Origin of the sequence: Streptomyces stoeckheimensis (assembly GCF_045822005.1) — a bacterium.
Lineage (GTDB): Bacteria > Actinomycetota > Actinomycetes > Streptomycetales > Streptomycetaceae > Streptomyces > Streptomyces stoeckheimensis.
The window spans coordinates 5,710,887-5,732,200 of sequence record NZ_CP169550.1 but is presented as its reverse complement, the minus strand read 5'-3'; the positions used below and the strand labels follow the sequence as shown (position 1 = coordinate 5,732,200).

Annotated in this window: 18 protein-coding genes and 1 tRNA gene; 3 read left to right on the top strand and 16 right to left on the bottom strand. The window is 73.0% G+C overall.

Annotated features, from left to right (window positions below; translation table 11 throughout):
• Positions 1-165: 165 nt before the first annotated feature.
• Positions 166-2,559 (bottom strand): SPFH domain-containing protein, encoded by a 2,394-nt coding sequence (locus ACE1OC_RS26000; protein WP_407839035.1) that lies wholly within the window; start codon positions 2,557-2,559, stop codon positions 166-168.
• 227 nt (positions 2,560-2,786) lie between these two features.
• Positions 2,787-4,142 carry a peptidoglycan-binding protein gene (locus tag ACE1OC_RS25995; RefSeq protein ID WP_407841683.1) on the bottom strand — a complete coding sequence of 452 codons (1,356 nt, stop codon included), beginning with the start codon at positions 4,140-4,142 and terminating at the stop codon, positions 2,787-2,789.
• A 248-nt stretch (positions 4,143-4,390) separates the two neighbouring features.
• Between ACE1OC_RS25995 and ACE1OC_RS25990 the strand changes: the two genes are divergently transcribed.
• Positions 4,391-4,464: transfer RNA gene (locus ACE1OC_RS25990), tRNA-Lys, on the top strand.
• A 64-nt stretch (positions 4,465-4,528) separates the two neighbouring features.
• On the opposite strand, the gene ACE1OC_RS25985 is transcribed toward ACE1OC_RS25990, so the two are convergent.
• The 13 genes from ACE1OC_RS25985 to ACE1OC_RS25925 all read right to left on the bottom strand — a co-directional run bounded on the left by ACE1OC_RS25985 (position 4,529) and on the right by ACE1OC_RS25925 (position 17,865).
• Positions 4,529-5,191 carry a class F sortase gene (locus tag ACE1OC_RS25985; protein WP_407839034.1) on the bottom strand — a complete coding sequence of 221 codons (663 nt, stop codon included), beginning with the start codon at positions 5,189-5,191 and terminating at the stop codon, positions 4,529-4,531.
• Positions 5,192-5,203: 12 nt separating this feature from the next.
• Entirely contained in the window at positions 5,204-5,887 is a 684-nt protein-coding gene (locus tag ACE1OC_RS25980) for a hypothetical protein (RefSeq protein WP_407839033.1), read from the bottom strand.
• Positions 5,888-5,979: 92 nt separating this feature from the next.
• Complete coding sequence (locus ACE1OC_RS25975) at positions 5,980-6,759, bottom strand: HAD-IIA family hydrolase (RefSeq protein ID WP_327252909.1); 780 nt, start codon at positions 6,757-6,759, stop codon at positions 5,980-5,982.
• Positions 6,760-6,896: 137 nt separating this feature from the next.
• Positions 6,897-8,468, bottom strand: a complete 1,572-nt coding sequence (locus ACE1OC_RS25970; RefSeq protein ID WP_407841682.1) for an alkaline phosphatase family protein — start codon at positions 8,466-8,468, stop codon at positions 6,897-6,899.
• A gap of 166 nt (positions 8,469-8,634) precedes the next feature.
• A complete protein-coding gene (locus ACE1OC_RS25965) occupies positions 8,635-9,714 on the bottom strand; it encodes a 2-aminoethylphosphonate ABC transporter substrate-binding protein (protein WP_407839032.1) in 1,080 nt (359 codons plus the stop codon).
• 139 nt (positions 9,715-9,853) lie between these two features.
• Positions 9,854-10,651 carry an ABC transporter permease gene (locus ACE1OC_RS25960; protein ID WP_407839031.1) on the bottom strand — a complete coding sequence of 266 codons (798 nt, stop codon included), beginning with the start codon at positions 10,649-10,651 and terminating at the stop codon, positions 9,854-9,856.
• Complete coding sequence (locus ACE1OC_RS25955) at positions 10,638-11,678, bottom strand: 2-aminoethylphosphonate ABC transporter permease subunit (protein ID WP_407839030.1); 1,041 nt, start codon at positions 11,676-11,678, stop codon at positions 10,638-10,640. The genes ACE1OC_RS25960 and ACE1OC_RS25955 overlap by 14 nt, the downstream gene beginning before the upstream one ends.
• Positions 11,671-12,720: an ABC transporter ATP-binding protein gene (locus tag ACE1OC_RS25950; RefSeq protein ID WP_407839029.1), complete on the bottom strand. Its 1,050-nt coding sequence runs from the start codon at positions 12,718-12,720 to the stop codon at positions 11,671-11,673. Before ACE1OC_RS25950 ends, ACE1OC_RS25955 begins: the two co-directional genes overlap by 8 nt.
• Entirely contained in the window at positions 12,717-13,469 is a 753-nt protein-coding gene (locus ACE1OC_RS25945; protein ID WP_407839028.1) for a phosphonatase-like hydrolase, read from the bottom strand. Before ACE1OC_RS25945 ends, ACE1OC_RS25950 begins: the two co-directional genes overlap by 4 nt.
• Before the next feature lie 5 nt (positions 13,470-13,474).
• Entirely contained in the window at positions 13,475-14,596 is a 1,122-nt protein-coding gene (locus ACE1OC_RS25940; RefSeq protein WP_407839027.1) for a TIGR03364 family FAD-dependent oxidoreductase, read from the bottom strand.
• Positions 14,597-14,743: 147 nt separating this feature from the next.
• Positions 14,744-15,517: a GntR family transcriptional regulator gene (locus ACE1OC_RS25935; RefSeq protein WP_274552871.1), complete on the bottom strand. Its 774-nt coding sequence runs from the start codon at positions 15,515-15,517 to the stop codon at positions 14,744-14,746.
• A 9-nt stretch (positions 15,518-15,526) separates the two neighbouring features.
• Positions 15,527-16,306 (bottom strand): hypothetical protein, encoded by a 780-nt coding sequence (locus ACE1OC_RS25930; RefSeq protein ID WP_407839026.1) that lies wholly within the window; start codon positions 16,304-16,306, stop codon positions 15,527-15,529.
• A 419-nt stretch (positions 16,307-16,725) separates the two neighbouring features.
• Positions 16,726-17,865 (bottom strand): ROK family transcriptional regulator, encoded by a 1,140-nt coding sequence (locus ACE1OC_RS25925; protein WP_407839025.1) that lies wholly within the window; start codon positions 17,863-17,865, stop codon positions 16,726-16,728.
• On the opposite strand from ACE1OC_RS25925, the gene ACE1OC_RS25920 reads away from it, so the two are divergent.
• Together ACE1OC_RS25920 and ACE1OC_RS25915 are read left to right on the top strand one after the other, a co-directional pair.
• On the top strand, positions 17,864-18,955 hold the full coding sequence (locus ACE1OC_RS25920) for a Gfo/Idh/MocA family oxidoreductase (RefSeq protein ID WP_407839024.1): 1,092 nt from the start codon (positions 17,864-17,866) through the stop codon (positions 18,953-18,955). The genes ACE1OC_RS25925 and ACE1OC_RS25920 overlap by 2 nt on opposite strands.
• Positions 18,956-19,060: 105 nt before the next feature.
• Positions 19,061-20,281, top strand: a complete 1,221-nt coding sequence (locus tag ACE1OC_RS25915; protein WP_407839023.1) for an ALF repeat-containing protein — start codon at positions 19,061-19,063, stop codon at positions 20,279-20,281.
• Between the two features lie 66 nt (positions 20,282-20,347).
• Here ACE1OC_RS25915 and ACE1OC_RS25910 read toward each other — a convergent pair whose 3' ends face one another.
• Positions 20,348-21,205 (bottom strand): fumarylacetoacetate hydrolase family protein, encoded by an 858-nt coding sequence (locus ACE1OC_RS25910; RefSeq protein ID WP_382976156.1) that lies wholly within the window; start codon positions 21,203-21,205, stop codon positions 20,348-20,350.
• Between the last annotated feature and the right edge of the window lie 109 nt (positions 21,206-21,314).

The following is a 21,314-nucleotide window of genomic DNA, read 5'->3' as shown; positions in this document are numbered from 1 at the left end:
ACCGGTGTCGGCGGCACGGCCCGTTCACGAGCTCTGGTTTTAGGTCTAGACCAAGTCCCACAGTATTGACGGGAGTTGGCCATGTCCAGACCAAAGGAAAAACGGGTGGTCCGGACCAACCGGATTCCACCCGTTCTCCATCGGTCCGGACCAGGCCGCTGCGGGTTACTCCGCGCGGCCCGTGTAGAAGGCGACCGTCAGGTCCTTCACGAGGGCCTTGCGCTCGTAGTCGTCGAGCTCCACGATCCCGCGCGAGGTGAGGCGGTGGACGGTGTCGTCCACCGCGTCGACCACGGAGGTCAGGACGGTGTCCCGGTGCTTCGCGTCGATCGCCGCGACCCGGCGCCGGCGCATGGCGTCCGCGACTTCGGGGGCGTACTCGATCCGGGTGGGCTGCGCCGAGAACACCTCCACGCCGACCGCCTCGGTCTCGGAGGCCAGCATCCGGGTCAGCGCGTCGCCGACGGCTTCGGCGTCGCGCAGGGTCGGGGCGTCCTCGTGGAAGGCGTCCGCGGGGAGCTGGGACAGGACCCGGGCCATGGCCGATTCGACCTGCTCGGCGAGGTAGTCGACGTGGTCCTCCACGGCCAGGGTCGCCCGGGCGGTGTCCTTGACCTGCCAGACCACCTGGACGACGACCTGAAGGGCGAGGCCGCCGGAGTCCACGGCGGGCATCGGGTCGCTGCGCCAGTGGCGCAGCCGGACGTCGACCCGGCGGCGCAGCAGCAGGGGGCTGATCCAGGTCAGGCCGGTACGGCGGACGGTGCCGCGGTAGCGGCCGAAGAGGGTGAGCACCCAGGCGTGGCCGGCGCGGCCCCGGCCCAGACCGCCGAGGGCGAGGAGGGCGACGACCCCGAGGAAGGCGAGCGGGGGCCAGAAGCGCGCCTGCAGTCCCCGGTAGGGGCGGGGCTCCGCACCGAACGCCAGCGCGAGGGAGTCCGGGACGGCCCCGGCCCGCCAGAGCACGACGGCGCAGCCGGCGAGTGCGATGCCGCCCACGGCGACCGCGATCCAGCCGGGCAGTACCGGGCCGCGGTGCTCGTGGAGCCGGTCGTCGCCACGGGGCACGCGGCGTCCGGGGGCGGACCGGGTGGGGGCGGCGGCCTTGGCCTTCGGCTCGCTCCCCTTCGGCTCCGGCTCCGGCTCCCGCTTCGGCTGCGGGTGGGCCGCGCCGCGGAACGGCAGGTGCACCGGCACCTCGGTCACCGCGACCCCGCGTGCCGCGGTGACCCGGGGCAGGTCCTGCGTATCGTCCTCGGCGATCCGCGCCACGGCTCGCGCGACGACCTCGGTGATGCCGGCGCCGTCGGCGCCGTCGGGCCCGGGCGCGATGCCGTGGCCGGTCGGCGCGCCCTGCGGGTCGAGCGCGGCTTCGCGCTCGATGGCGGCTTCGCCGCCCGCGATCCCGCTGCCCGCGGTCGCGAGGGTGGCGGGCTCACCGTCCGCAGCATCGCCGGTGGCGGTCTCGAAGCCGACGGCCTCGCCGTCCGTAGCCCCGCCCGAGGCGGTCGCGCCGGTGGCGGACTGCCCGTCCGTGGCCTCCCGTTCGGGTCGGCCGTTCCCTGCGGGGTCGTTGTCTGCAGGCCCGTTGCCTACGGGGCGGTGGCCTACGGGCCCGTTGCCCACAGGGCCGTTGCCGACAGGGCTGCTGTCGCTGCCCACGAGGCCGGCGTCCCCGGCGGTGCCCGGAGCGGGCACGGACCAGGTCAGCTCCCGCCCGTCGGCCGGGTCGGCCGGACCGGCGTCTCCCGGCTCGGGCAGGTCCCGTACGGGGTACGGATCCGCGTACTCGGCCTCCGGGGCGGGGCCCGGGACCGCGTGCTGCGGGGCGCGGCCCTGCTCGGCGGAGGAGCCGCCCTGTCCCGGCAGGTCCCAGGCAGCGGGCGGACCCGCGTGCCGCGGGGCGTGCTCCGCCCTGGCGGTGGCGGCGGCGAGGGACACGCCCGCGGGCCAGGCCTCGTCCTGCGGGTGCGGGCGGGCGGTTTCGGCGTCGGGGTTCCGCAGCCGGAGCGTGGCCGCACCGGCGTGCGCCGCCTCGTCCTGGGGATGCGGGATGTCCACTCCCGGCTCGGCCTGGGCCCGCGCCGCGGGTACGTCGCTGCGCGCGGCCTCCCCGACCCGTCCGACGGGCTCACCACCGGAAGCCTGCGCCGCCCTACCCACGGCGACGAGTCCGTCGGCTTCCCGGCCGCCCCCGGCCACGCCGTGCACGGCCCCGGAGCGATCCGGGGCCGGCGCCCAACCGGTCGACCCGGCCCACTCGGTCACCGCCGCGGGCGGTGGCGGCACGGAGGACGCCTCCGGCGCAGGCGCCTCGACCGACACCCCCGCAGAGGCCCCGCCCCACCCGGCAGCCACGGGCTCGGGCGCGGGCGCGCCCCGCTCGGTCCCGGCCTCGGCTGTGAGCCACCCGGCGGCGACCGGCACGGGCGCGGCCGGTGCAGGTACCGCGTCCCCGTGCGAGCCGTGCTCGGCACGGGCCCCGGCTGCTGCCCACCCGGCGGCAACCGGCACGGCTGCGACCGGCGCGGGCACGGCCGGGTCGGGCGCGGCCCCCACGGGCGCAGCCGTGCCGGCGTCGGCCCCGGCCGCTGCCCACCGGGGCGTGGCCGCTACCGGCGCGGCGCCGCCCGGTGCGGGCTCGGGGCGGGGCTCCGCGGGGTGTTCCGCCGCGGGGGAAGCAGCGACCTCCGGCGCCGGGGGCGTCGCTCGGGGGGTCGGGTGTGGGGGGATTTCGAAGGTGCCTGTGGTCGATGTGGTGCGCGTGGGGTACATCGTTGCCTCCGTCATGCGAACAGCCGGCGCCAGGTTTCCGGGCCCGGGTAGCCGTCGGCCTCGGCGCCGCGCCAACCCTGGGCGCGCTGGAACGCCTCGACGTTGCGGCGGTCGGCCTCGCCCCAGCGGGGGCCCGGTCCGGACAGGTAGTGCTTGCCGAAGCCCTTCTTCACCAACTGGCGACCAAGGGCGGTGATGGACGGGTGGGACGCGCCCGGCCGGAAGAAGGACGCCCCGGGGTAGGCGGGCTTGCCCGCCGGGCCCGGTGCGCCGCCCGTGGTCGGCGGGATGTCCTTGCCCTGGTGCTGGGCGAGCAGCCGCCAGGTGTGCGCGCCCGGGATGCCGTCGGCGTCCGCGCCCGTCCAGCCCTGGGCGCGCTGGAAGGCCTCGGTCGCCCGCCGGTCGGCGTCGGTCCACTTCGTGCCGACGCCCTTCGGGTAGAAGCGCAGCCCGCCCCGGTCGGACAGCATCCGGCCGAGCTGGGCGATGTAGGCGTTGTCGGCGCCCGGCCCGAACTTCGACGCTCCGGGGAACGTGGCCGAGACGCCGCCCGTGCCGCCCGGCGCGGGCGGCTCGCCCGTGACCGGGGGCTCGGGAACGACTCCGCCGGTCACCCCGTTGAAGCGGTACGGGATGTACTTCACCGCGTTGTTCCAGTAGCCGTACGGCGTGGCCTGCTTCCGCGTGATCGGCCGCGTCTGCTCGTAGGCGACGTAGTGCGTGCGCGTCTCGTCCACCCACCCGCCGAAGAGCACGACGTGCGAGCCCTTGTTGGGGTCGGCCGGGTTGTGGAAGAGCAGCATGTCTCCCGGGAGCAGCTCGTCCTTCGTGATCCGGGTCGCGAACTTGTCGAGGCTGCCGGTCCATTCGTTCGTGCCGAGGTTCCACGCCATCGAGACGAAGCCGGAGCAGTCCTGCCGGTACCCGTCCGACCAGTACTCGGCCATGCTGTACGGGACCTGCGCGTCCAGCCACAGCTTCGCCCGGTTGATGATCGTCGCGCGGTCGGTCCGCCGGACCGCCGAGGGCGCTCCGGGCAGTCCGGCGGGTTTCGCGGGGTTGCCCTTGGCCCCCTTCGGCCCGTGCAGCGGGGCCCGGCCGCCCTGCGGCGAGCCCGGGTCGTCCAGGGCCACCCGGCCGCCGGGGCCCGGCGTGGCCGCGGCCACCCCGGCTCCCCCGCCGCCGCCGAGGACCACCCCCGCAGCGGTGGCCAGCACCAGCGCCCGGCGGGCTCCGCGCGCGGCGGGGTGTCCGCCGTCGCGCAGCGGTATGGCCCGGGCGCGCGCGAGCGTGCGGCGGCGCTGGGCGCAGCCTCGGCACGGGCAGTCGCCGGTCGGTTCGTACTCCTCGAAGGAGGGCAGCGGCATCGGCGGCATCGCCTCGGCCATCGGCGTCACTTCGTACACATGCGTCGGAGGCTGCATCGTCATGCGGTTCCGTCCACTCCCCTGCTCGTCGCTGGTCGGCCCGGACCGCATCTGGCGGGGCATCAGATCCGGCCTGGCCCAGACATATCGTGCACGACAAAACCCCCAAACATGGGTTAATCGGACAGAACGCGCGCGGCTTGTCACGAGCACCCGCAGCGGTGGGGTAGAGTTTTCCCTGTCACCAAGCGCCGCTAGCTCAGTTGGTTAGAGCAGCTGACTCTTAATCAGCGGGTCCGGGGTTCGAGTCCCTGGCGGCGCACAGACGCAAAGAAGCCCCCCGCAGCGAAAGCTGCGGGGGGCTTCTTCGTTTCGCTTCGTTTCGGTCAGACCGCCGTTCCCGGGCGGACCCCGACGCCGGTCAGGTACGCCGACACCACCACGTTCGCCGAGTACTCCTTGGCCGCCTTGTCGTAGGTGCCGCCGCAGGTCACCAGCCGCAGTTCGGCCCGGCCGCGGACCTTGGGCCCGTACGCCTTGGCGGGATCGAAGTCCGCGCGCTCGTGGACCCGTACGTCCTCGATCGTGAACTCCGCCACCGAGCCGTCGGCCCGCACCACACGGATCTTGTCGCCCGTCTTCGCCGAGCTCAGGCCGTAGAACACCGCGGGCTTCGACCGCGTGTCCACGTGCCCGACCAGCAGCGCGGTCCCGGCCGTGCCGGGCTGGGCGCCGCCGCGCCACCAGCCGACCGTGCCCGGGTTCTCGTACGGGGGCGGCTCGATCGCCCCCTTCGCGTCCAGGTCCCGGACCATCACCGGGGCCTGGACCCCGAGGGACGGTACGTCGACCCGCGCGGGCGCGGCCGGCCCCAGTGGGGTGTGCGCCGCGGGCAGGCCCGGGGCGGCCGGTCCGCCGGCCCGGCCGGGCAGGGGTATCGCCACGCCGGTGATCTCGCGGCCCCACAGCCACAGGCCGAGGACCAGCACCGACCAGGCCGCGAAGGTCAGCAGCCGGGAGCCGCCGGAGCTCCGCTGCTCCGCGCTCACCCGATCACCCGGTCACTCGCCGCTGCGGCGGCGGCGCAGGGTCAGCGCACGGCCGGCGACCGCGAGGGTGGCGGCGGCGGCGAGCACGGCGCCGATCACCGTGTGTGGCAGGCCCGGGCCGTCACCCGCGTGGCTCTTCTTGGCCGCCGCGGCGAGCTGCTCGGAGTCGGCGGACCCGGCCTGCCCGGCGGCCTTGGCGGCCTCCGCCGCGGATGCCGCCTTCGACTTCGCGGCGATCTCCTCGGACATGCCTCCGCCGCCCGCGTGGACCGGCCAGACGGGGGTGTGGTGGGGGTTGGGGCGGTGCTCGCGGCGGCGCTCGATCTCGATCGTGCCCCACTCGCGTTCGCCGCCGCGGCCGCCGCACTTGATCTTGATGTCGTGGCGGCCGGGCTCGGCCCAGGAGCGGATCATCGCGTCGCCCCACAGGGTGCGGCGGTCGTCGCGGCCGGTGGAGAGGCGGACCTCGGAGACGAAGACCACGGACTGGGCGACGGCCCAGTCGTCATCGCAGCCGCGGACGCGCAGTTTGACCTGCGCCCCCGGCTCCGCCGGATTGGGGTCGGCCGAGACGCTGCCGCGGTCCCGGTTCCAGTCCTCCTCCCCCGCGAAGGCGAAGGGAGCGGTCACGGCGGACAGGGCCGTCAGGGCGACGGCCACCCCGGTGACACGGAGAGCGATCAAATCACTGCGCATGGTGAACCTCCTCAACAAGGAGATTCACGCGCGGCGCGCCGCTCCGCATCCGGAGCGGCGCCCTCTTGGCCCGTACGTGTCAGCCGTACGCGCTAAACCAGATCGACCAGATCAGCGATGGAGTCGAACGTGTGGGTCGGCCGGTAGGGGAACTTCTCGGTGTCCTCGACCGACGTCAGACCGGTCAGCACGAGGAAGGTCTGCATGCCCGCCTCCAGCCCGGCCAGGATGTCGGTGTCCATCCGGTCGCCGATCATCGCGCTGCTGTGGGAGTGCGCGCCGATGGCGTTCAGCCCGGTCCGCATCATCAGCGGGTTGGGCTTGCCGGCGAAGTACGGCTTCTTGCCGGTCGCCTTGGTGATCAGCGCGGCGACCGCGCCCGTGGCGGGCAGCGGACCCTCGGCGGAGGGGCCGGTCTCGTCCGGGTTGGTGCAGATGAAGCGCGCGCCCGCGTTGATCAGGCGGACGGCCTTCGTCATGGCCTCGAAGCTGTACGTCCGGGTCTCGCCCAGGACCACGTAGTCCGGCTCGTGGTCGGTCAGGATGTAGCCGATGTCGTGCAGGGCGGTGGTCAGGCCGGCCTCGCCGATCACGTAAGCGGTGCCGCCCGGACGCTGGTCGTCGAGGAACTTCGCGGTGGCCAGGGCCGAGGTCCAGATGTTCTCGACCGGGACTTCCAACCCCATCCGGCTCAGGCGGGCCTGGAGGTCGCGCGGGGTGTAGATGGAGTTGTTGGTCAGCACGAGGAAGGGCTTGCCGGACTCGCGCAGCCGGTTGATGAAGGCGTCGGCGCCGGGGATCGGGATGCCCTCGTGGACGAGGACCCCGTCCATGTCGGTGAGCCAGGATTCGATCGGCTTGCGCTCTGCCACTGGACTGTTCTCCGCTCTCGGTGGCGTCTGACCTCTGTGTCCTCTGGTCTCTACCACCTTATCCGGGCCGGGCCGCGGACGCGGTGGGCGTCCACGGCCTGGACCGTACGGTGGAACGGGCGGGTGCGAAGGTCCCGTCAGCCGAGCTTGACGTTGTCGACGGTCCAGTACCAGTTGTTGCTGCCGGCGTAGCGGAAGCGGACCTGGACGTCGGTGGCGCCGGCCGGGACCTGGAGCGCGATCGACTCGGAACGGGCGACCGCGTCGGCGGTGTAGCTCTTGACGACGGCCGGGGTGCCGCCGTTGTAGGAGACCAGGACCTGGGCGGTCTGGCCGGCCTCGTGGCGGTAGTGCGTCTGGAAGGTCAGGTTCCGCGTCGTGCCGCCCGTCACCGCCCACTTGGGGGTGACGAGCGTGGAGTCGTAGGAGCCGGTGTGGCTCTTGTCGTCCCACTCGTCGGAGTCGGCGACGGCGAACACGTCACGGGAGCGGACGTTCAGCTCGCGCCACTGGTCGCGCTGCGCCTGGCTCCAGAACTCGTCGGTCGCGAAGGCCCATCCGGCCCACTCGGTGACACCGCCCGTGCCCATCTTGGAGTTGTCGACCGACCAGCCGGCCGGCGGGGTGTGCGTGAACCCCTTGGTGCCGGCCGGGATGCCCGTCTCGTCCACGCGCGCCTGGAGGTTGGGGCGCAGGGTGTCGAAGGGGTCGTCGTCCGGGGCGTTCAGCGGGACGCCGTCCAGCCCGGTGGCGGGGACGCCCACCTGCTGGAGCGCGGTCGCCGCCACGTCCACCAGCTTCACGTCGTCCCGTACCGAACCGGCGGGGATCCCGGCGCCCTTGGCGATGACGAAGGTGCCGCGCTCGGCGATGCTGGAGCCGCCGTGGCCGCCGGTGCTGGTGTGGCCGTGATCGGTGGTGACCAGGATCTTCCAGTTCTCCTGGGCGTACGTCGGGCGGTTCTGGACGGCGGTGAGGAGCTGGCCGACCAGCGCGTCGGACTCGGCGATGGTGTTCAGGTACTGCTGGCTGCCCGCACCGTAGGAGTGGCCGGCGTGGTCGATGTCGCCGAAGTAGACGAAGGCGGCATCCGGGTTCTGGTCGCGGAGTTCGGCGGAGGCCGCGGCCGCGATCTTCGGGTCCTCGGTGTGGTAGCCGTCGCGGTCGCCCTTGAGGGAGAGGCGCTTGTCGACCTTGGCCGAGAAGATCGGGCCGTTCTGGTCGGTGGAGGTGATGGGCTCCCAGTCGGCGGCCGCGTACGTGTTGAGCGCCGGCTTGGCGTTCTCGATGCGGGTCAGGAAGTCCGGGTAGGCCGTGTAGTTCTTGCCGGTGAAGGAGTTGTCCTTCACGCCGTGCTTGTCGGGCCAGACACCGGTGGCGATGGTGGACCAGCCGGGGCCCGAGGAGGTGGCGGCCATCGGGTTCGCGTAGAGGGTGCTCTTCGCGGTGAGGCCCTGGGCCATCAGGCCCTTGAGGATGGGGGCGTTGGCTGCCTTGATGCGGTCGAGGACGGCGCCGTCGAGGCCGATGACCAAGACCTTGTCAGTGGTGGCGGCGGCTTCGTCGGCGGTCGCGGCGTGGGCGCCGAGGCCGGTGGCGAGCAGGGCGGTGGCGGTGGCCGCCACGGCGAGGGTCCGTCCGGACAGGACAGTGGGCACGTACTCCTCCGGGAGTAATCGTGGGGAAGGCGCAGGGGACGTACGGGACATGCGGTCGTACGCGGCGTGCGGTCGTGCGGGCATGCCGTCGTGCGGGCGTACGGTCGTGCGGCAACGCGAGCGAGCGTACGGCGGGCCCGGACCGAAGGCGAGACTCGGTCCAGACCCGTTATCTATGCGTCACTATCCCGGTCGTGGGTGGCCGGGAGGCGACCGGTCAGCTTCCGGTGGCCGACTTCCACGCGTCGACGTAGGAGGTGAGGTTCTTGTCGATGTCGGCCCAGTCCGGCTCGAAGATCTCGACTCCGGTCATGAGCTTGGTGAGCTCGACGGCGTTGGCATCGGTGGGCTTGACGTCCGTACGGGCCGGGAAGCCGCCGCCGACGCCGCTGACCAGCTTCTGGGCGTCCTCGCTGAGCAGGTGGTCGAGGAGCTTCTTGCCGTTCTCGGTGTGCGGGGCCTTGTCGACGAGGCCGGCCGCGTACGGGAGGGAGAAGGTGGTGGGCTTTCCGCCGTCCTTGGCGGGGAACCAGATGCCGAGGTTCGGCATGGACTTGGACTGCGCGAAGTTCATCTGGACGTCACCGTTGGCGACGAGCAGTTCGCCCTTGTCGGTCTTCGGCGCGAGCTTGCTGGTCGAGGAGGACGGGCCGACGTTGTTGGCCTGGAGCTTCTTCAGGTACTCGTTCGCCTGGTCCTTGCCGCCGAAGTCGTGCATCGCCTTGATGAGCACGGCGGTGCCGTCGCCCGCGACGCCCGGGGTGGAGTACTGGAGCTTGCCCTTGTACTTGGCGTCCAGCAGCTCTTCCCAGGTCTTGGGGGCCGCCGGCAGCTCCTTCTTGTTGTAGATGAAGCCGAAGTAGTTGTTGACGACCGAGGTCCACTTGCCCTCGGAGGACTTGTTCGCTCCGTTGACCTTGTCGGCGCCCTGCGGGGTGTAGGCCTGGAGGAGGCCCTTGCCGTCGGCCTGCTGGATGAAGGGGGGCAGCGTGATCAGGACGTCGGCCTGCGTGTTGGTCTTCTCCCGGACGGCGCGCTGCACCATCTCCCCCGAGCCGCCCTCGACGTACTTGACCTCGATGCCGGTCTTCTTCGTGAAGTCGGCGAAGACCTTGTCGTACCAGCCGTCGCCCTTGTCGCTCTTGAGGCCGTCGGCGCTGTAGACGGTGACGACCTTCTCGCCGCCGTCCTCGGAGTCGGTGGCGGAGGAGGAGCCACCGCAGGCGGTGAGGCCGGCGGTGAGGGCGAGGCTGCCGGTGACGGCGGCGGTGATGCGGAGGAGTCTGTTGCTGGGCATGGAACTTCCTTACGGCGAAAGGGAGTCAGCAGGGGAATCGGCGGGGTGCGGCAGTGGGTCTGGCGGTACGCGGGTCCAGCGGCACGCGGGTCTAGCGGTACGCGGGTCCAGCGGTACGCGGGTCCAGCGGTACGCGGGTCTAGCGGTACGTGGCCCTGGTGCGGATGCGGGAGACGGCCAGTAGGACCAGCAGGGTGGTGGCCATGAGGACCACGGCGACGGCGGAGCCGCTGAAGAGCGAACCGCGGTCGGTGGCGGTGAAGATCCGGACCGGGAGGGGCATCCAGTCCGGCGGGTAGAGCATCATCGTGGCGCTCAGCTCGCCCATGGACAGGGCGAAGCAGAGCCCGGCTGCCGCGGTGAGCGACGGCAGCAGGAGGGGGAGCTTGACCCGCCACAGCACGTACGCGGGGCGGGCGCCCAGGGAGGCCGCCGCCTGTTCGTACGCGGGGTCGAGACGCACGATGGCAGCCGAAACCGACTGGTAGGCGAACGCCGTGACAAGAATCGTGTGCGCCAGGATCACGATCGAGCTGGTGCCGTTGAGGAGCAGCGGCGGCTTGCTGAAGGCGACGAGCACGGCGAGGCCGACGACCACGGACGGCACGGCGACCGGGAGCATGAACAGCGCGTCCAGGGAGCTCTTTCCGCGTTTGCGCAGACCGGCGGCGGCGAGCGCGGCCCAGGTGCCGACGGTGAGCGCGATCAGGCTGGCGGCCAGGGCGGTGAGCAGCGAGGTGGTCAGCGCCTGGAGGGATTCGCCCCGGACGGCCGCGGCGTAGTTCTCGGTGGTGGGGCCGGAGGGGAAGGCTCCGGACCAGTGCGTCGAGAAGGACGCGGCCACCACGACGAGCAGCGGCAGGGCGAAGAGGGGCAGGAAGAGGATGCCGAAGAGGCTCCAGGCGGCCCAGCGGCCGCCCTTGCTATGCACCAGCACGCTTGCTCACCACCCGGTAGAGGCCGAACAGGCCGACGGAGATCACGATGTTGACGACGGCGACCACGCAGGCGGCCGCGTAGTCGGATTCGAGGATCGCCTTGCCGTAGATGAGCATCGGGAGCGTGGTGACGTCCTTGGCTCCGGTGAACAGGACGATCCCGAACTCGTTGAGGCACATGACCAGGACGAGGCTGCCGCCGGCGGCGAGGGCCGGGAGGGACTCGGGGAGGATCACCCGGCGGATGATGCGGCCGGGCTTCGCGCCGAGCGAGGAGGCCACCTCCAGCTGCGCCGTGTCCAGTTGGGAGAAGGCGGCGAGCAGCGGGCGCATCACGAAGGGCGTGAAGTAGGTGATCTCCGCGAGGAGGACGCCCCACGGGGTGGTCAGGAAGTGGAAGGGCCCCTCCGCGACGCCGAAGGTGTCGGTCCACAGGCCGTTGGCCATGCCGACGGTGCCGTAGACGAAGAGGAGGGCGAGGGTGATGAGGAAGGAGGGGAAGGAGAGGAAGACATCGATGAACTTGGCGACGGCGCGGGCCCCGGGGAACGGGACGAAGGCGATGACCAGCGCGAGCGCGAAGCCGAGGACCAGGCAGCCGACGGTGGCGCCGACGGCCAGCCAGACCGTGGTGCCGAGGGCCTCGCGGAAGGAGTGCGAGGCGAACACCGAGGCGTAGGCGTCGAAGGCGCCGCCCCCGTTCTCGGGGGACAGCGACTGCTGGACGACGAGCGCGAGGGGGTAGAGGAACACCACCGCGAGCACGGCGACGGGAGGCACGGTCCACAGCCAGCCGGGGACGCTACGGGGAGCACGTGCGGGCCCCTCCGGGGTGGTGGTGCCGGGGCGGGCCTGCTCCGCCGGGCCGGAGGCTCCGGACGGGTGGTCCGCCCCGGGCGCCTTGCCGGTCGTAGTGCCGGGTCCGGGTCCGCCTTCGCGTGGCCCGGCCTGCGAGGCGCCGCGTGCGGCGGGCTCGGCGGAACTCTGGGCCGGGACGGCCGCCGTGCGCGGCGCCGCCTCAGCCATCGGAGACCCCTGCGGACAGCAGAACGGCGTCGCGCGGCTCGAAGTGCAGGGTGACGTGGTCGCCCAGCGCCGGGGTTTCGCGCAGTTCGGGCAGGTCCGCCTTGACCCGGTGGCCCTCGACGTCCACGTAGAGCCGGTGCGTCGAACCGCGCCACTGGACCTCGGTGATGGTCCCGCTCAGCGCGTTGGGGCCGGCGCCGAGGCCGAGCAGGTGCGGGCGTACGCACAGGGTGGCGCCGGCGCCGACGGCCGCACGGCCGGGGTCGAGGGTCAGGGGGTGCCCGGCGAAGAGCGCGCCCCCGTCGGCGACGGTGACGGGCAGCAGGTTGGCGTTGCCGACGAAGGAGGCGGTGAACTCGGTGCGCGGGGCCCGGTACAGCTCCTGCGGGGTGCCGCAGTCCTGCAGGCGGGCCTGGTCCATGACGGCGATCCGGTCGGCGAGGGTGAGGGCCTCCACCTGGTCGTGGGTGACGTAGAGGATCGACACGTCGGGGAGTTCGCGGTGCAGCCGGGCCAGTTCGGCGAGCATCCCGGAGCGCAGCTGCGCGTCGAGCGCGGACAGCGGCTCGTCGAGGAGGAGGACCCCGGGGCGGATGGCGAGGGCGCGGGCGATGGCCACGCGCTGCTGCTGTCCGCCGGAGAGCTCGCGGGGGTAGCGCTTGGCGTAGGCCGCCATCCCGGTCATCTCCAGGGCCTCGGCGACGCGGCCGGGGATCTCCGCCTTGGGCGCCTTCTGCGCGCGCAGGCCGAAGGCGACGTTGTCCTCGACGCGCATGTGCGGGAAGAGCGCGTACTGCTGGACGACCATGCCGATGCCGCGCTTGTGCGGCGGGAGCGCGGTGACGTCCCGGCCGCCGATCAGGATCCGGCCCGAGGCGGGCCGGACGAAGCCGGCGACCGCGCGCAGGGCCGTGGTCTTGCCGGAGCCGGAGGGGCCGAGCAGCGCCATGACCTCGCCGGGCTCGACGGTCAGGTCGAGGGAGTCCAGGACGGTGTTGCCGCCGTAGGCGACCGAGACGGAGTCGAAGCGGATGCCGCTCACGCGCCGGGCTCCCGCTCCTGGTCCGACCGCGCCAGCAGGGCGGGGAGGTCGGCGACGGAGGCCAGGACGTGGGTGGCGCCGTGCTCGGTCAGGGCCGCGCGGTCGTGGGCGCCGGTGAGGACGCCGGCCACGATCCCGGCGCCGGAGCGGACGCCGCTGAGCATGTCGTACGCGGTGTCGCCCGCGACGACGGTTTCGCGTACGTCGGCCACGGCGCCGGTGCGCAGGAAGGCGGCCAGCACCATGTCCGGGTAGGGCCGGCCGCGGCCGCCCGCGTCGGCGGGGCACAGGGTGAGGTCGGCCAGGCCCTGCCAGCCGAGGGCGTCGAGGATGGCGTCCTGGGTGACGCGGGCGAAGCCGGTGGTCAGGACCACGGTGCGGCCGTCGGCGCGGAGCTTTTCGACGGCCTCGCGGGCGCCGGGGATCGGGGCGATGAGGCCGCCGTCGACGAGTTCCCCGTAGGCCTGCTCGAAGGCGGAGTTGGCGCGCTGGGCGAGCTCCTCGGTGCCGAAGAGGTGGCGGAAGACGGAGATCTTCGACTCGCCCATGGTGTCGCGGACGTACTGGAGCTTCGCGGCGTGGTCGGCGCTGCCCGGCTCGACGCCGAGGCGCTCGGCGGCCCGCTCGAAGGCGCGCTCGACGAGGCCGCCGTCGGCGACGGTGGTGCCGGCCATGTCGAGGACGATCAGGCGGTGGTTGTTCATGTCGGTCTTGGTGTCGGCCTTGGTGTCGGCCTTGGTGTCGGTCATGGTGCTTACCAGCCCAGTTCGTTCGCGGTGGTTTCGGCTATGGCGGGCGAGCAGGTCATGCCCCGGCCGCCGGGTCCGGTCACCAGCCAGACGCCGTCGGCCACCTGCTGGCGGTGGACGACGCGGGTGGTGTCGGTGCACTGCGCGTACACGCCCGCCCAGCGGCGGCGGATCTGCGGCAGCGGGCGGCCCAGGAAGGACTCGACGACCTCGGTGAGGTGCGCGTACGGGTCTTCGAGGGTGTCGAACGCGAAGGGGTGCTCGTACTCGTGGGTGTCGCCGATGGTCAGTCCGCCGTCCTGCCGCTGCACCATCAGGAGCTGCATCTTGTGCGCGGCGGCGATCGGCGCCTGGGCCTGCTCGGCGTTGAGTTCGTCGAGGGCTTCGCTCTTGTAGGCGGGGTAGTAGCGGAAGCTGTCGGCGTCGGCGACCGAGGTCGTCAGGGTCTCGCCGAGCGGGACGGTCTGCATCATCTGCAGCCGGACGCGGCGCACGGGCAGGTCGGGGACCAGTTCGCGGACCAGGCCGGAGAGCCAGGCACCGGTGGCCAGGATCACGGCGTCGCCCCGGTGGACGTCACCGTGGTCGTCGCGGACGGCTCCGTTCCCCACGACCTCGCGCACTTCCCGTCCCGGGAGGAAGGTGTAGCGGCCGGACGCCTTGAGGGCTTCGCGCAGGTGGAGCTGTGCGGTGCGCGGTTCCACGGCCGCGTCCCGCTCGCACCACAGGGCGGCCTCGAACGCGCCGCGCAGGGCGGGGTTGATCGCCCTGGCCTCCTCGGCGGTGACCAGCTCGTAGCCGCGGGCGGCGGCGTCGGCTCGGGCCACGGCGGCCTCGGCGACGGCGTGCTCGCGGGAGTTGCGTACCGGGGTCAGGGAGCCGATGGCGCGGAAGCCCAGGCCGGGCACCCGCTCACCGATCGCCTCCCAGAGCTCGCGGGCCCGCAGGGCGGTGTCGAGCTCCTCGCCCCCGGCCCGGCCACTGACCCAGATCTGGCCGAAATTGCGCAAGGACGCGCCGCGGGCCTCCGCTTCTCGCTCGATCTGGACGACCTCGTGGCCGCGTTCCACTGCTTGCCAGGCGTGCATGGTGCCTACCACGCCGCCTCCGACGACTATGACTCTCACGTGCTCCAAGGTGACGGCGGCCAGTGACCCGGGAGGATCCCCCGGGCGACGCTCCGGTGAACAGCCTCCAACGCTTGGACTAGACCCGTTACCGTTCCGTGATGCGAGTACGCCCCTTTTCCTCCCTTACAGGAGCTTCGGGCGGGACTATTCGGGCTGCAGGTGGGTCGTGAAGCTGAACCGGTCACCACGGTAGAGAGAACGCACCCGCTCCAGCGGCCTGCCGTCCTGATCCCGGGAGAAGCGGTGGATGAGGAGCATCGGGAGCGCGGGCGGGGTGCCGATCAGCAGGGCTTCGCGGGGGGTGGCGAGGACCGTTTCCAGTTTCTCGTCGGCGTCGCCGAAGGAGATTCCGAGGCTGTCGTGGAGGTACCCGTAGAAGGAGGAGTCCGGCTGGAAATCGATGTCGAGGCGGGGTGCGCGGGCGACCCGGACGTACGTGCTCTCCAGTCCGACCCGCTCCTCGTCGGCGAGCAGCACCCGCTCCAGGTGCCAGACCGGCTCCCCGGGCTCGGCGCCGATGCCGGGGGCCACCGGGGCCGGGCAGGGGAAGCGTTCGAGTCCGATGAGGTGGCGCCCCGGGGTGCGCCCCTGGCGGCGTACGCCCTCGGTGTAACTCGCCAGCGACAGGGGCTGTTCGAGCTTCGGCCCGGCGGCGACGGTGCCGCGGCCCGAGCGGCGCAGCCGGCCCTCCAGCAGCAGCTCGCGCAGGGCCTGGCGGACGGTCTCGCGGGAGACCTCGTACTGCTCGGCGAGATCGCGCTCGGTGGGGAGGAGTCCCCCCTCGCCGAGCTCGTCGAGCAGCCCGGCGATGCGGGCCTTGACGGCGTAGTACTTCGGGATGCGGCCGTGCTCGGGGATGCCGGAGCGGACGGGCAGGCCGGGCTGGTGGTGGTGCGCGTAGGCGGTCGGTTCTTCCACCCTCGGACTCTACGTGGCCTGCGGACCCGGCCCCTTGCGCAGTCGGCGGGCCCCGAGCAGGAGTCCGCCGCCACCGGCCACGGCGGCCGCGGCGCCGGCCCCGTACGTCCAGGGCGCCGGGGTGCGGCCGGTCTCGGCCAGCGCTCCGGCCTCGCCGGTCTCCGCGCCCGGGCCCTGGATCTCGAACCGGTAGCCGCCCGCCTCGCCGATCCAGTCGCCGTCGTCGCCCTTGCGCTGGACCAGCGCGGCGTCGGCGACGGCTTCGCCGCGCGGGGTGCCGGAGGCGAAGGCGAGCCGGACGGTGACGGTCACGGAACCGCCGGGGCCGACGGTGAAGCCGGAGAAGGCGTCACCGCCGTCGAAGACGGCGACGATCTCGTCCCGGTCGGTGCGCTCGAGGCTGACGGGGAGGGCATGGCCGGAGGCGGGGGCGCCGGGGGCGTCGAACTCCATCCGGAAATGGGCGGGTCGCAGGGCGCGGGCCGGGTCGGTGAAGACCACGACGGGGTGGATGGCGGTGCACTCGGTCGTCGTGGTGTTGGTCAGATCGAGGTACCAGCTCTGCGCCTCGCCGCCGGTCCGGTACACGGCCGGGCCGCCGCGGATCCGGGCCCCGATGGGGAACTGCGTGCTCTTCCCGTCGCCGCAGATGGCCTCCACCCGCGAAGGCAGCGCGGGCGCGGGCCGGGCTCCGCCGCCGTTGCCGATGTCCGCGGACGCGGTGGTGACGGCGGTGGCGGTGGCGGCCACGAGGACGGCTGCCAGGGCAAGGGCTTTGCGCAGTCGCATGGAGAACCCCTACTCGCCGACGCCAGAACAACCCACAACCGAACGACCCACCAAACGATTGCCACACAACCCGACAATCACCCCGGCCTTGCCCCGCACCCTCCCACGCACGCCCGACCCCATGTCCAGCACCACGCCCAACATCTCCCCATTTCCCCCCATTCGGCGGACACCAACCGAAAGCACCCTCCGGGGCCACTTCAGCCGTCCGGCGTTTGAGGACCGGGGTCTGGGGCGGAGCCCCAGGGAGCCCGGGCGCAGCCCGGGGCCCTGCTTCAGCCCGTCCGGCGCTTGAGGACCGGGGTCCGGGCAGAGCCCGGGGAACGGTGGAAGGGCGGGTAGGGGACTCCGCCCCGCAGGGCCACCCCGCACGCACCCCCGGGGCCGGGCCGGGGGCCGGGGCCAAGGGGCCGGGCCCCCTACTCCCCGCGCCCGAACAACGGGCCGAGCACCAGCTCCGCCGCCCCCTCCGCCACACCCCCCTCCGCAAGCCCAACCCCCACCGCACCCCCCACGAACGCCCGCGCCCCCAGAACCTCCCGCACGCCCGCCAGGAACACCCCCGGCGCAGCCGCCACCACTCGCCCCCCGAGCACCACCCGGTCCACGTCCAGCAGCGCGACCAGGTTCGCCGCCGCCTCCCCCACGATCCGCGCCGCTTCCTCCAGCCGGCCCCCCGCCACCGCGTCGAGGCACAGCACCTCCGCGCACCCGCGCCCCCCGCACCGGCAGGCCGGCCCGTCCAGTTGCAGCACCTGGTGCCCGAACTCCCCCGCCGCGGAGCGCCGCCCCCGGTAGACCTCTCCACTGCCGGCGAGCCGGAGCCCCGCTCCCAGTCCGGTGCCGACGTGCACGTACGCCACGGTCTCCCCGGAAGCGGCCCCTCCGAAGGCGACCCCCGCGTTGGTGTCCTTGTCCACCCGCACGGGAACCCCCAACCGTCCCTCCAACACCTCCCGCAACGGGAACCCCTCCCATTCCGGGAACCCCGTCACCCGCCCCAGCACCCCGGTCCGCCAGTCCAACGGCCCCGGCGCGGCCACGCCGACGCCGAGGAGCGGCCGGTCGCCGCACACCCGCGCGACCGCCCGTACGGCCTCCTCGACCACCGCCTCCGGACCGGCCCCGAAGTCCAGCGGAACGCGCCCGTCGGCGACGACGCGGCCCGCCAGGTCTACCCGTACCGCCGTGAGCTCGTCGCGGTCCAGGTGCAGCCCGACCGCGTACCGCGCCTCCGGCACCAGCCGCAGCAGCGTGCGCGGCTTGCCGCCGGTGGACGCCTCGCGGCCGGCGTCGGCCACCAGTCCCTCGTCCCGGAGCCGCGCCGCGATCTTGCTGACCGCCTGCGGGGTGAGACCCGTACGCGCGGCGAGGTCTCCGCGGCCGAGGCCGGCCGGGCCGGCTCCGCGCAGGAGGTCCAGTACGAGCGCGTCGTTGTGCCCGCGCAGCACCGGAAGATTCACGCCGCCACCCGTACCGCCCCTGCCACCCCTGCTGTCCACCTGCCCATTGTCCCCCCTCCTTGCACTTAAGCAACACTGTTGCCAAAGTAGAACCATGAACGCCCCCGCCCCCGCCCCCGCCCCCCTCCGCGTCGGACTCGTCGGCTACGGCCTGGCCGGTTCCGTCTTCCACGCCCCGCTCGTCTCCGCGACCGAGGGCCTGGTCCTCGACACCGTCGTCACCTCCGACCCGGGCCGCGCCGCCCAGGCCCGCGAGGCCTACCCGGACGTCCGGATCGCCGCCACCGCCGACGAGCTGCTCGCCCAGAGCCCCGCCCCCGACCTGATCGTCATCGCCTCCCCGAACAAGACGCACGTCCCGCTCGCCACGGCCGCCCTCACGGCCGGCATCCCGGTGGTCGTGGACAAGCCGCTCGCCGCCACCGCCGCCGAGGCCCGCGAGCTGGCCGCGCTCGCCGAGCGGACCGGGACCTTCCTGTCGGTCTTCCAGAACCGCCGCTGGGACAACGACTTCCTCACCCTGCGCCGCCTCCTCGCCGACGGCGAGCTGGGCGAGGTGCAGCGCTTCGAGTCCCGCTTCGAGCGCTGGCGTCCGCAGCTCAAGGGCGGCTGGAGGGAGTCCGGCGCCCCCGAGGAGATCGGCGGTCTGCTGTACGACCTCGGCAGCCACGTGGTGGACCAGGCGCTGGTGCTGTTCGGTCCTGTCGTACGGGTCTACGCGGAGACCGACGTGCGCCGCCCGGGCGCCGAGGCGGACGACGACACCTTCATCGCCCTCACCCACGCGAGCGGGGTCCGCTCCCACCTCTACGTCAGCGCGACCACGGCCCAGCTGGGCCCGCGCTTCCGCGTACTGGGCTCCCGCGCGGGCTACGTCAAGTACGGCCTGGACCCGCAGGAGGGGGCCCTGCGCGAGGGACTGCGCCCCGGCGACCCCGAGCGGGCCTGGGGCGAGGAGCCCGAGCACCTGTGGGGCCGGCTGGGCTCCGGGGAATCGCCGCTGACCGGCGGGGGCACGCCGGTCAAGACGGCACCGGGCGACTACCCGGCGTACTACGCGGCCGTGGCGGCGGCCCTGCACGACGGCGGCCCGGCCCCCGTCACGGCCCTGGAAGCGGCGCACTGCCTGGACGTACTGGAGGCGGCCCGCAGGTCGTCGAGGGACGGGGTGTCGGTTGACCTGTGATCCATCGTGTCCGATCCGCAATCAGAACCGGGCTGTTGCGGTGGGGGCCGGCTCTATGGTTTGCATGAGTAAAAGATCATCGCAGGTGTAATGAATGGTGCCTTTGTGAAGCTGCCCCGTCTCGCGTCGGCCATCGCCGTCGGCGCGATAGCCCCGGCCGTCCTGTTCTCCTCCCCGGCGTTCGCCGCCGATTCCCCGTCACCCGCCGCTCCCCCGGCGCCTTCCGCGCCGGACTCCGTACCGGGTTCCGGGGACCAGGGCGCGCAGGAGGACGAGGGGCAGGACGGCGGACAGGACCACGGGCAGGAGGCGAAGGACCGCAAGAAGATCGAGGAGATCCTGGCGGATCCGGCGTCCGGCCCCGGCGTGCGGGAGGCCGCCGAGAAGGCGCTCAAGGGAACGGCCGCGGACATGCGGCACTTCCTGGAGGTCGTCTGGGCGGCGCAGACGCACTCGGACAACCGGGTGAGGGTCGCCCAGATCCACCACGCCGGTGGCGTCGCCGTGAAGCGCGAGGCCGTGAAGGCACTCCGGGACGGGACCCCGGCCGTGATCGCGGAGTTCCTCAGGGAGGGGCAGCATGTGGCCCGCCTGGAGGACGACACCTTCGCGATGCTGCAGATGCTGAACGGCGCGGGCCGGGGCATCACGGAGCGGGTCAACCACCTGCTCAGCCACGGGACCCGGGAGGAGATCCGCGCGTTCGTCGCGACGGAGCAGCACACCATCCGCGCGGTCGACGACCGGGTGGCGATCTTCAGCATGCTGAGCAACGCCGGTCCGGTTCTGAAGGAGGCGATCCAGACCTTCCTGCGCAGCAACCCGACCCCCGCGCAGCTGCGGGAGTTCGTCACGACCACGCAGCACGTGCACCGCGACAACGACAACCGGGTCCTCATCACCCAGATCGCGAGCGTGGGTGGCCCCGAGGTCGTGAAGGCCGCTCGGGCTGCGCTGAACGGTACGCCCGAGGACCGCGTCGAGTTCCTCAAGACCGGCCAGCACGTGGCACGGGAGAAGGACAAGGCGGCCGAGGAGGCCGGGAAGCCCGACGACAAGGGCGAGGACGCGGGCGCGGGCGGCGGCAAGGACGAGGGCGGCACGCCGGGCACCGACGACAAGGGCACGGGGACCGGTACCGGTACGGGGACCGGCACAGGCACTGGTAACCAGCCGGTCCCGGCGGGCGGGAACTCCGGCAGCCTCGCGACCACGGGCGCGGGCGCGGAGAACGTCTGGATCGCGGGCGGAGCCTCCGCCGCGTTCGCCGCGGGCGCCGGTCTCCTGATCGCCGGCCGGCGCCGCCGGGCGTCGGCCGAAGGCTGACGGGAAGAACGGGAAAGGGGCGGCGCCGTCTTCCGACGGCGCCGCCCCTTCTCTTGCGCTACGCGACTACGCGTCCTTGAACTCCTGGCGCTGACGGCCGAGCCCGTCGATCTCCAGCTCCACCACGTCGCCCGCCCGCAGGAACGGCTTCGGCTCCGGCTGGCCCGCGGCCACGCCGGCCGGGGTGCCGGTGACGATGACGTCGCCCGGGTACAGGGTCATGAACTGGCTCACGTACCGCACGACCTCGCCGACCGGGAAGATCTGGTCGGACGTGTTGCCGTCCTGCTTGAGCTCACCGTTGACCCACAGCTTGACGTCCAGCACCTGCGGGTCCGGGATCTCGTCCGCGGTGACCAGCCAGGGGCCGAGCGGGGTGAAGGTCTCGCAGTTCTTGCCCTTGTCCCAGGTGCCGCCGCGCTCGTTCTGGAACGCGCGCTCGGTCACATCGTTGACCAGCACGTACCCGCCGACGTGCGCGAGGCCCTCCTCGGGGGAGGCCAGGTAGCGGGCGGTGGCACCGATGACGACGCCGAGCTCGGCTTCCCAGTCGGTCTTGACGCTGGTGCGCGGGATCAGCACGGTGTCGTCGGGGCCGACCACGGTGTCCGGGGCCTTGAGGAACACGATCGGCTCGGCCGGCGCCTCGGCGCCCACCTCGGCCGCGTGCCCGTGGTAGTTCAGGCCGATGCCCACGACCTTGCCTATGCGGCCGACGGCGGACCCGATCCGCAGACCCTCGGCGTCCAGCACCGGGAGCTCACCGGATCCGGCCGCGTCCCGTACTCGGGACAGCACGGAGTCGTCGGCGAGCAGGGCGCCGTCCACATCCGTGATCAGGCCGGACAGGTCCCGCAGGGTCCCGTCCTGGTCGAGCAGCGCGGGGCGCTCCGACCCGACGGGTCCTACACGCAGCAGCTTCATGGGCATTCTCCCGTGGTCGAGGGTGGTCGGCCCATGGGCATGCCCCGGGCCGGACGATGGGTTGCGGCCATCGGAGGATTGGTCGATCCTCCAAGATGTCGGCCTCATC

Coding starts and splice junctions, on each gene's coding strand:
- ACE1OC_RS25995 (WP_407841683.1), bottom strand. CDS start 4,142: ATGCCGCTGCCCTCCTTCGAGGAGTACGAACCGACCGGCGACTGCCCG.
- ACE1OC_RS25980 (WP_407839033.1), bottom strand. CDS start 5,887: ATGCGCAGTGATTTGATCGCTCTCCGTGTCACCGGGGTGGCCGTCGCC.
- ACE1OC_RS25970 (WP_407841682.1), bottom strand. CDS start 8,468: ATGTCCCGTACGTCCCCTGCGCCTTCCCCACGATTACTCCCGGAGGAG.
- ACE1OC_RS25965 (WP_407839032.1), bottom strand. CDS start 9,714: ATGCCCAGCAACAGACTCCTCCGCATCACCGCCGCCGTCACCGGCAGC.
- ACE1OC_RS25955 (WP_407839030.1), bottom strand. CDS start 11,678: ATGGCTGAGGCGGCGCCGCGCACGGCGGCCGTCCCGGCCCAGAGTTCC.
- ACE1OC_RS25945 (WP_407839028.1), bottom strand. CDS start 13,469: ATGACCGACACCAAGGCCGACACCAAGGCCGACACCAAGACCGACATG.
- ACE1OC_RS25930 (WP_407839026.1), bottom strand. CDS start 16,306: ATGCGACTGCGCAAAGCCCTTGCCCTGGCAGCCGTCCTCGTGGCCGCC.
- ACE1OC_RS25920 (WP_407839024.1), top strand. CDS start 17,864: ATGAACGCCCCCGCCCCCGCCCCCGCCCCCCTCCGCGTCGGACTCGTC.
- ACE1OC_RS25925 (WP_407839025.1), bottom strand. CDS start 17,865: ATGGTTCTACTTTGGCAACAGTGTTGCTTAAGTGCAAGGAGGGGGGAC.
- ACE1OC_RS25910 (WP_382976156.1), bottom strand. CDS start 21,205: ATGAAGCTGCTGCGTGTAGGACCCGTCGGGTCGGAGCGCCCCGCGCTG.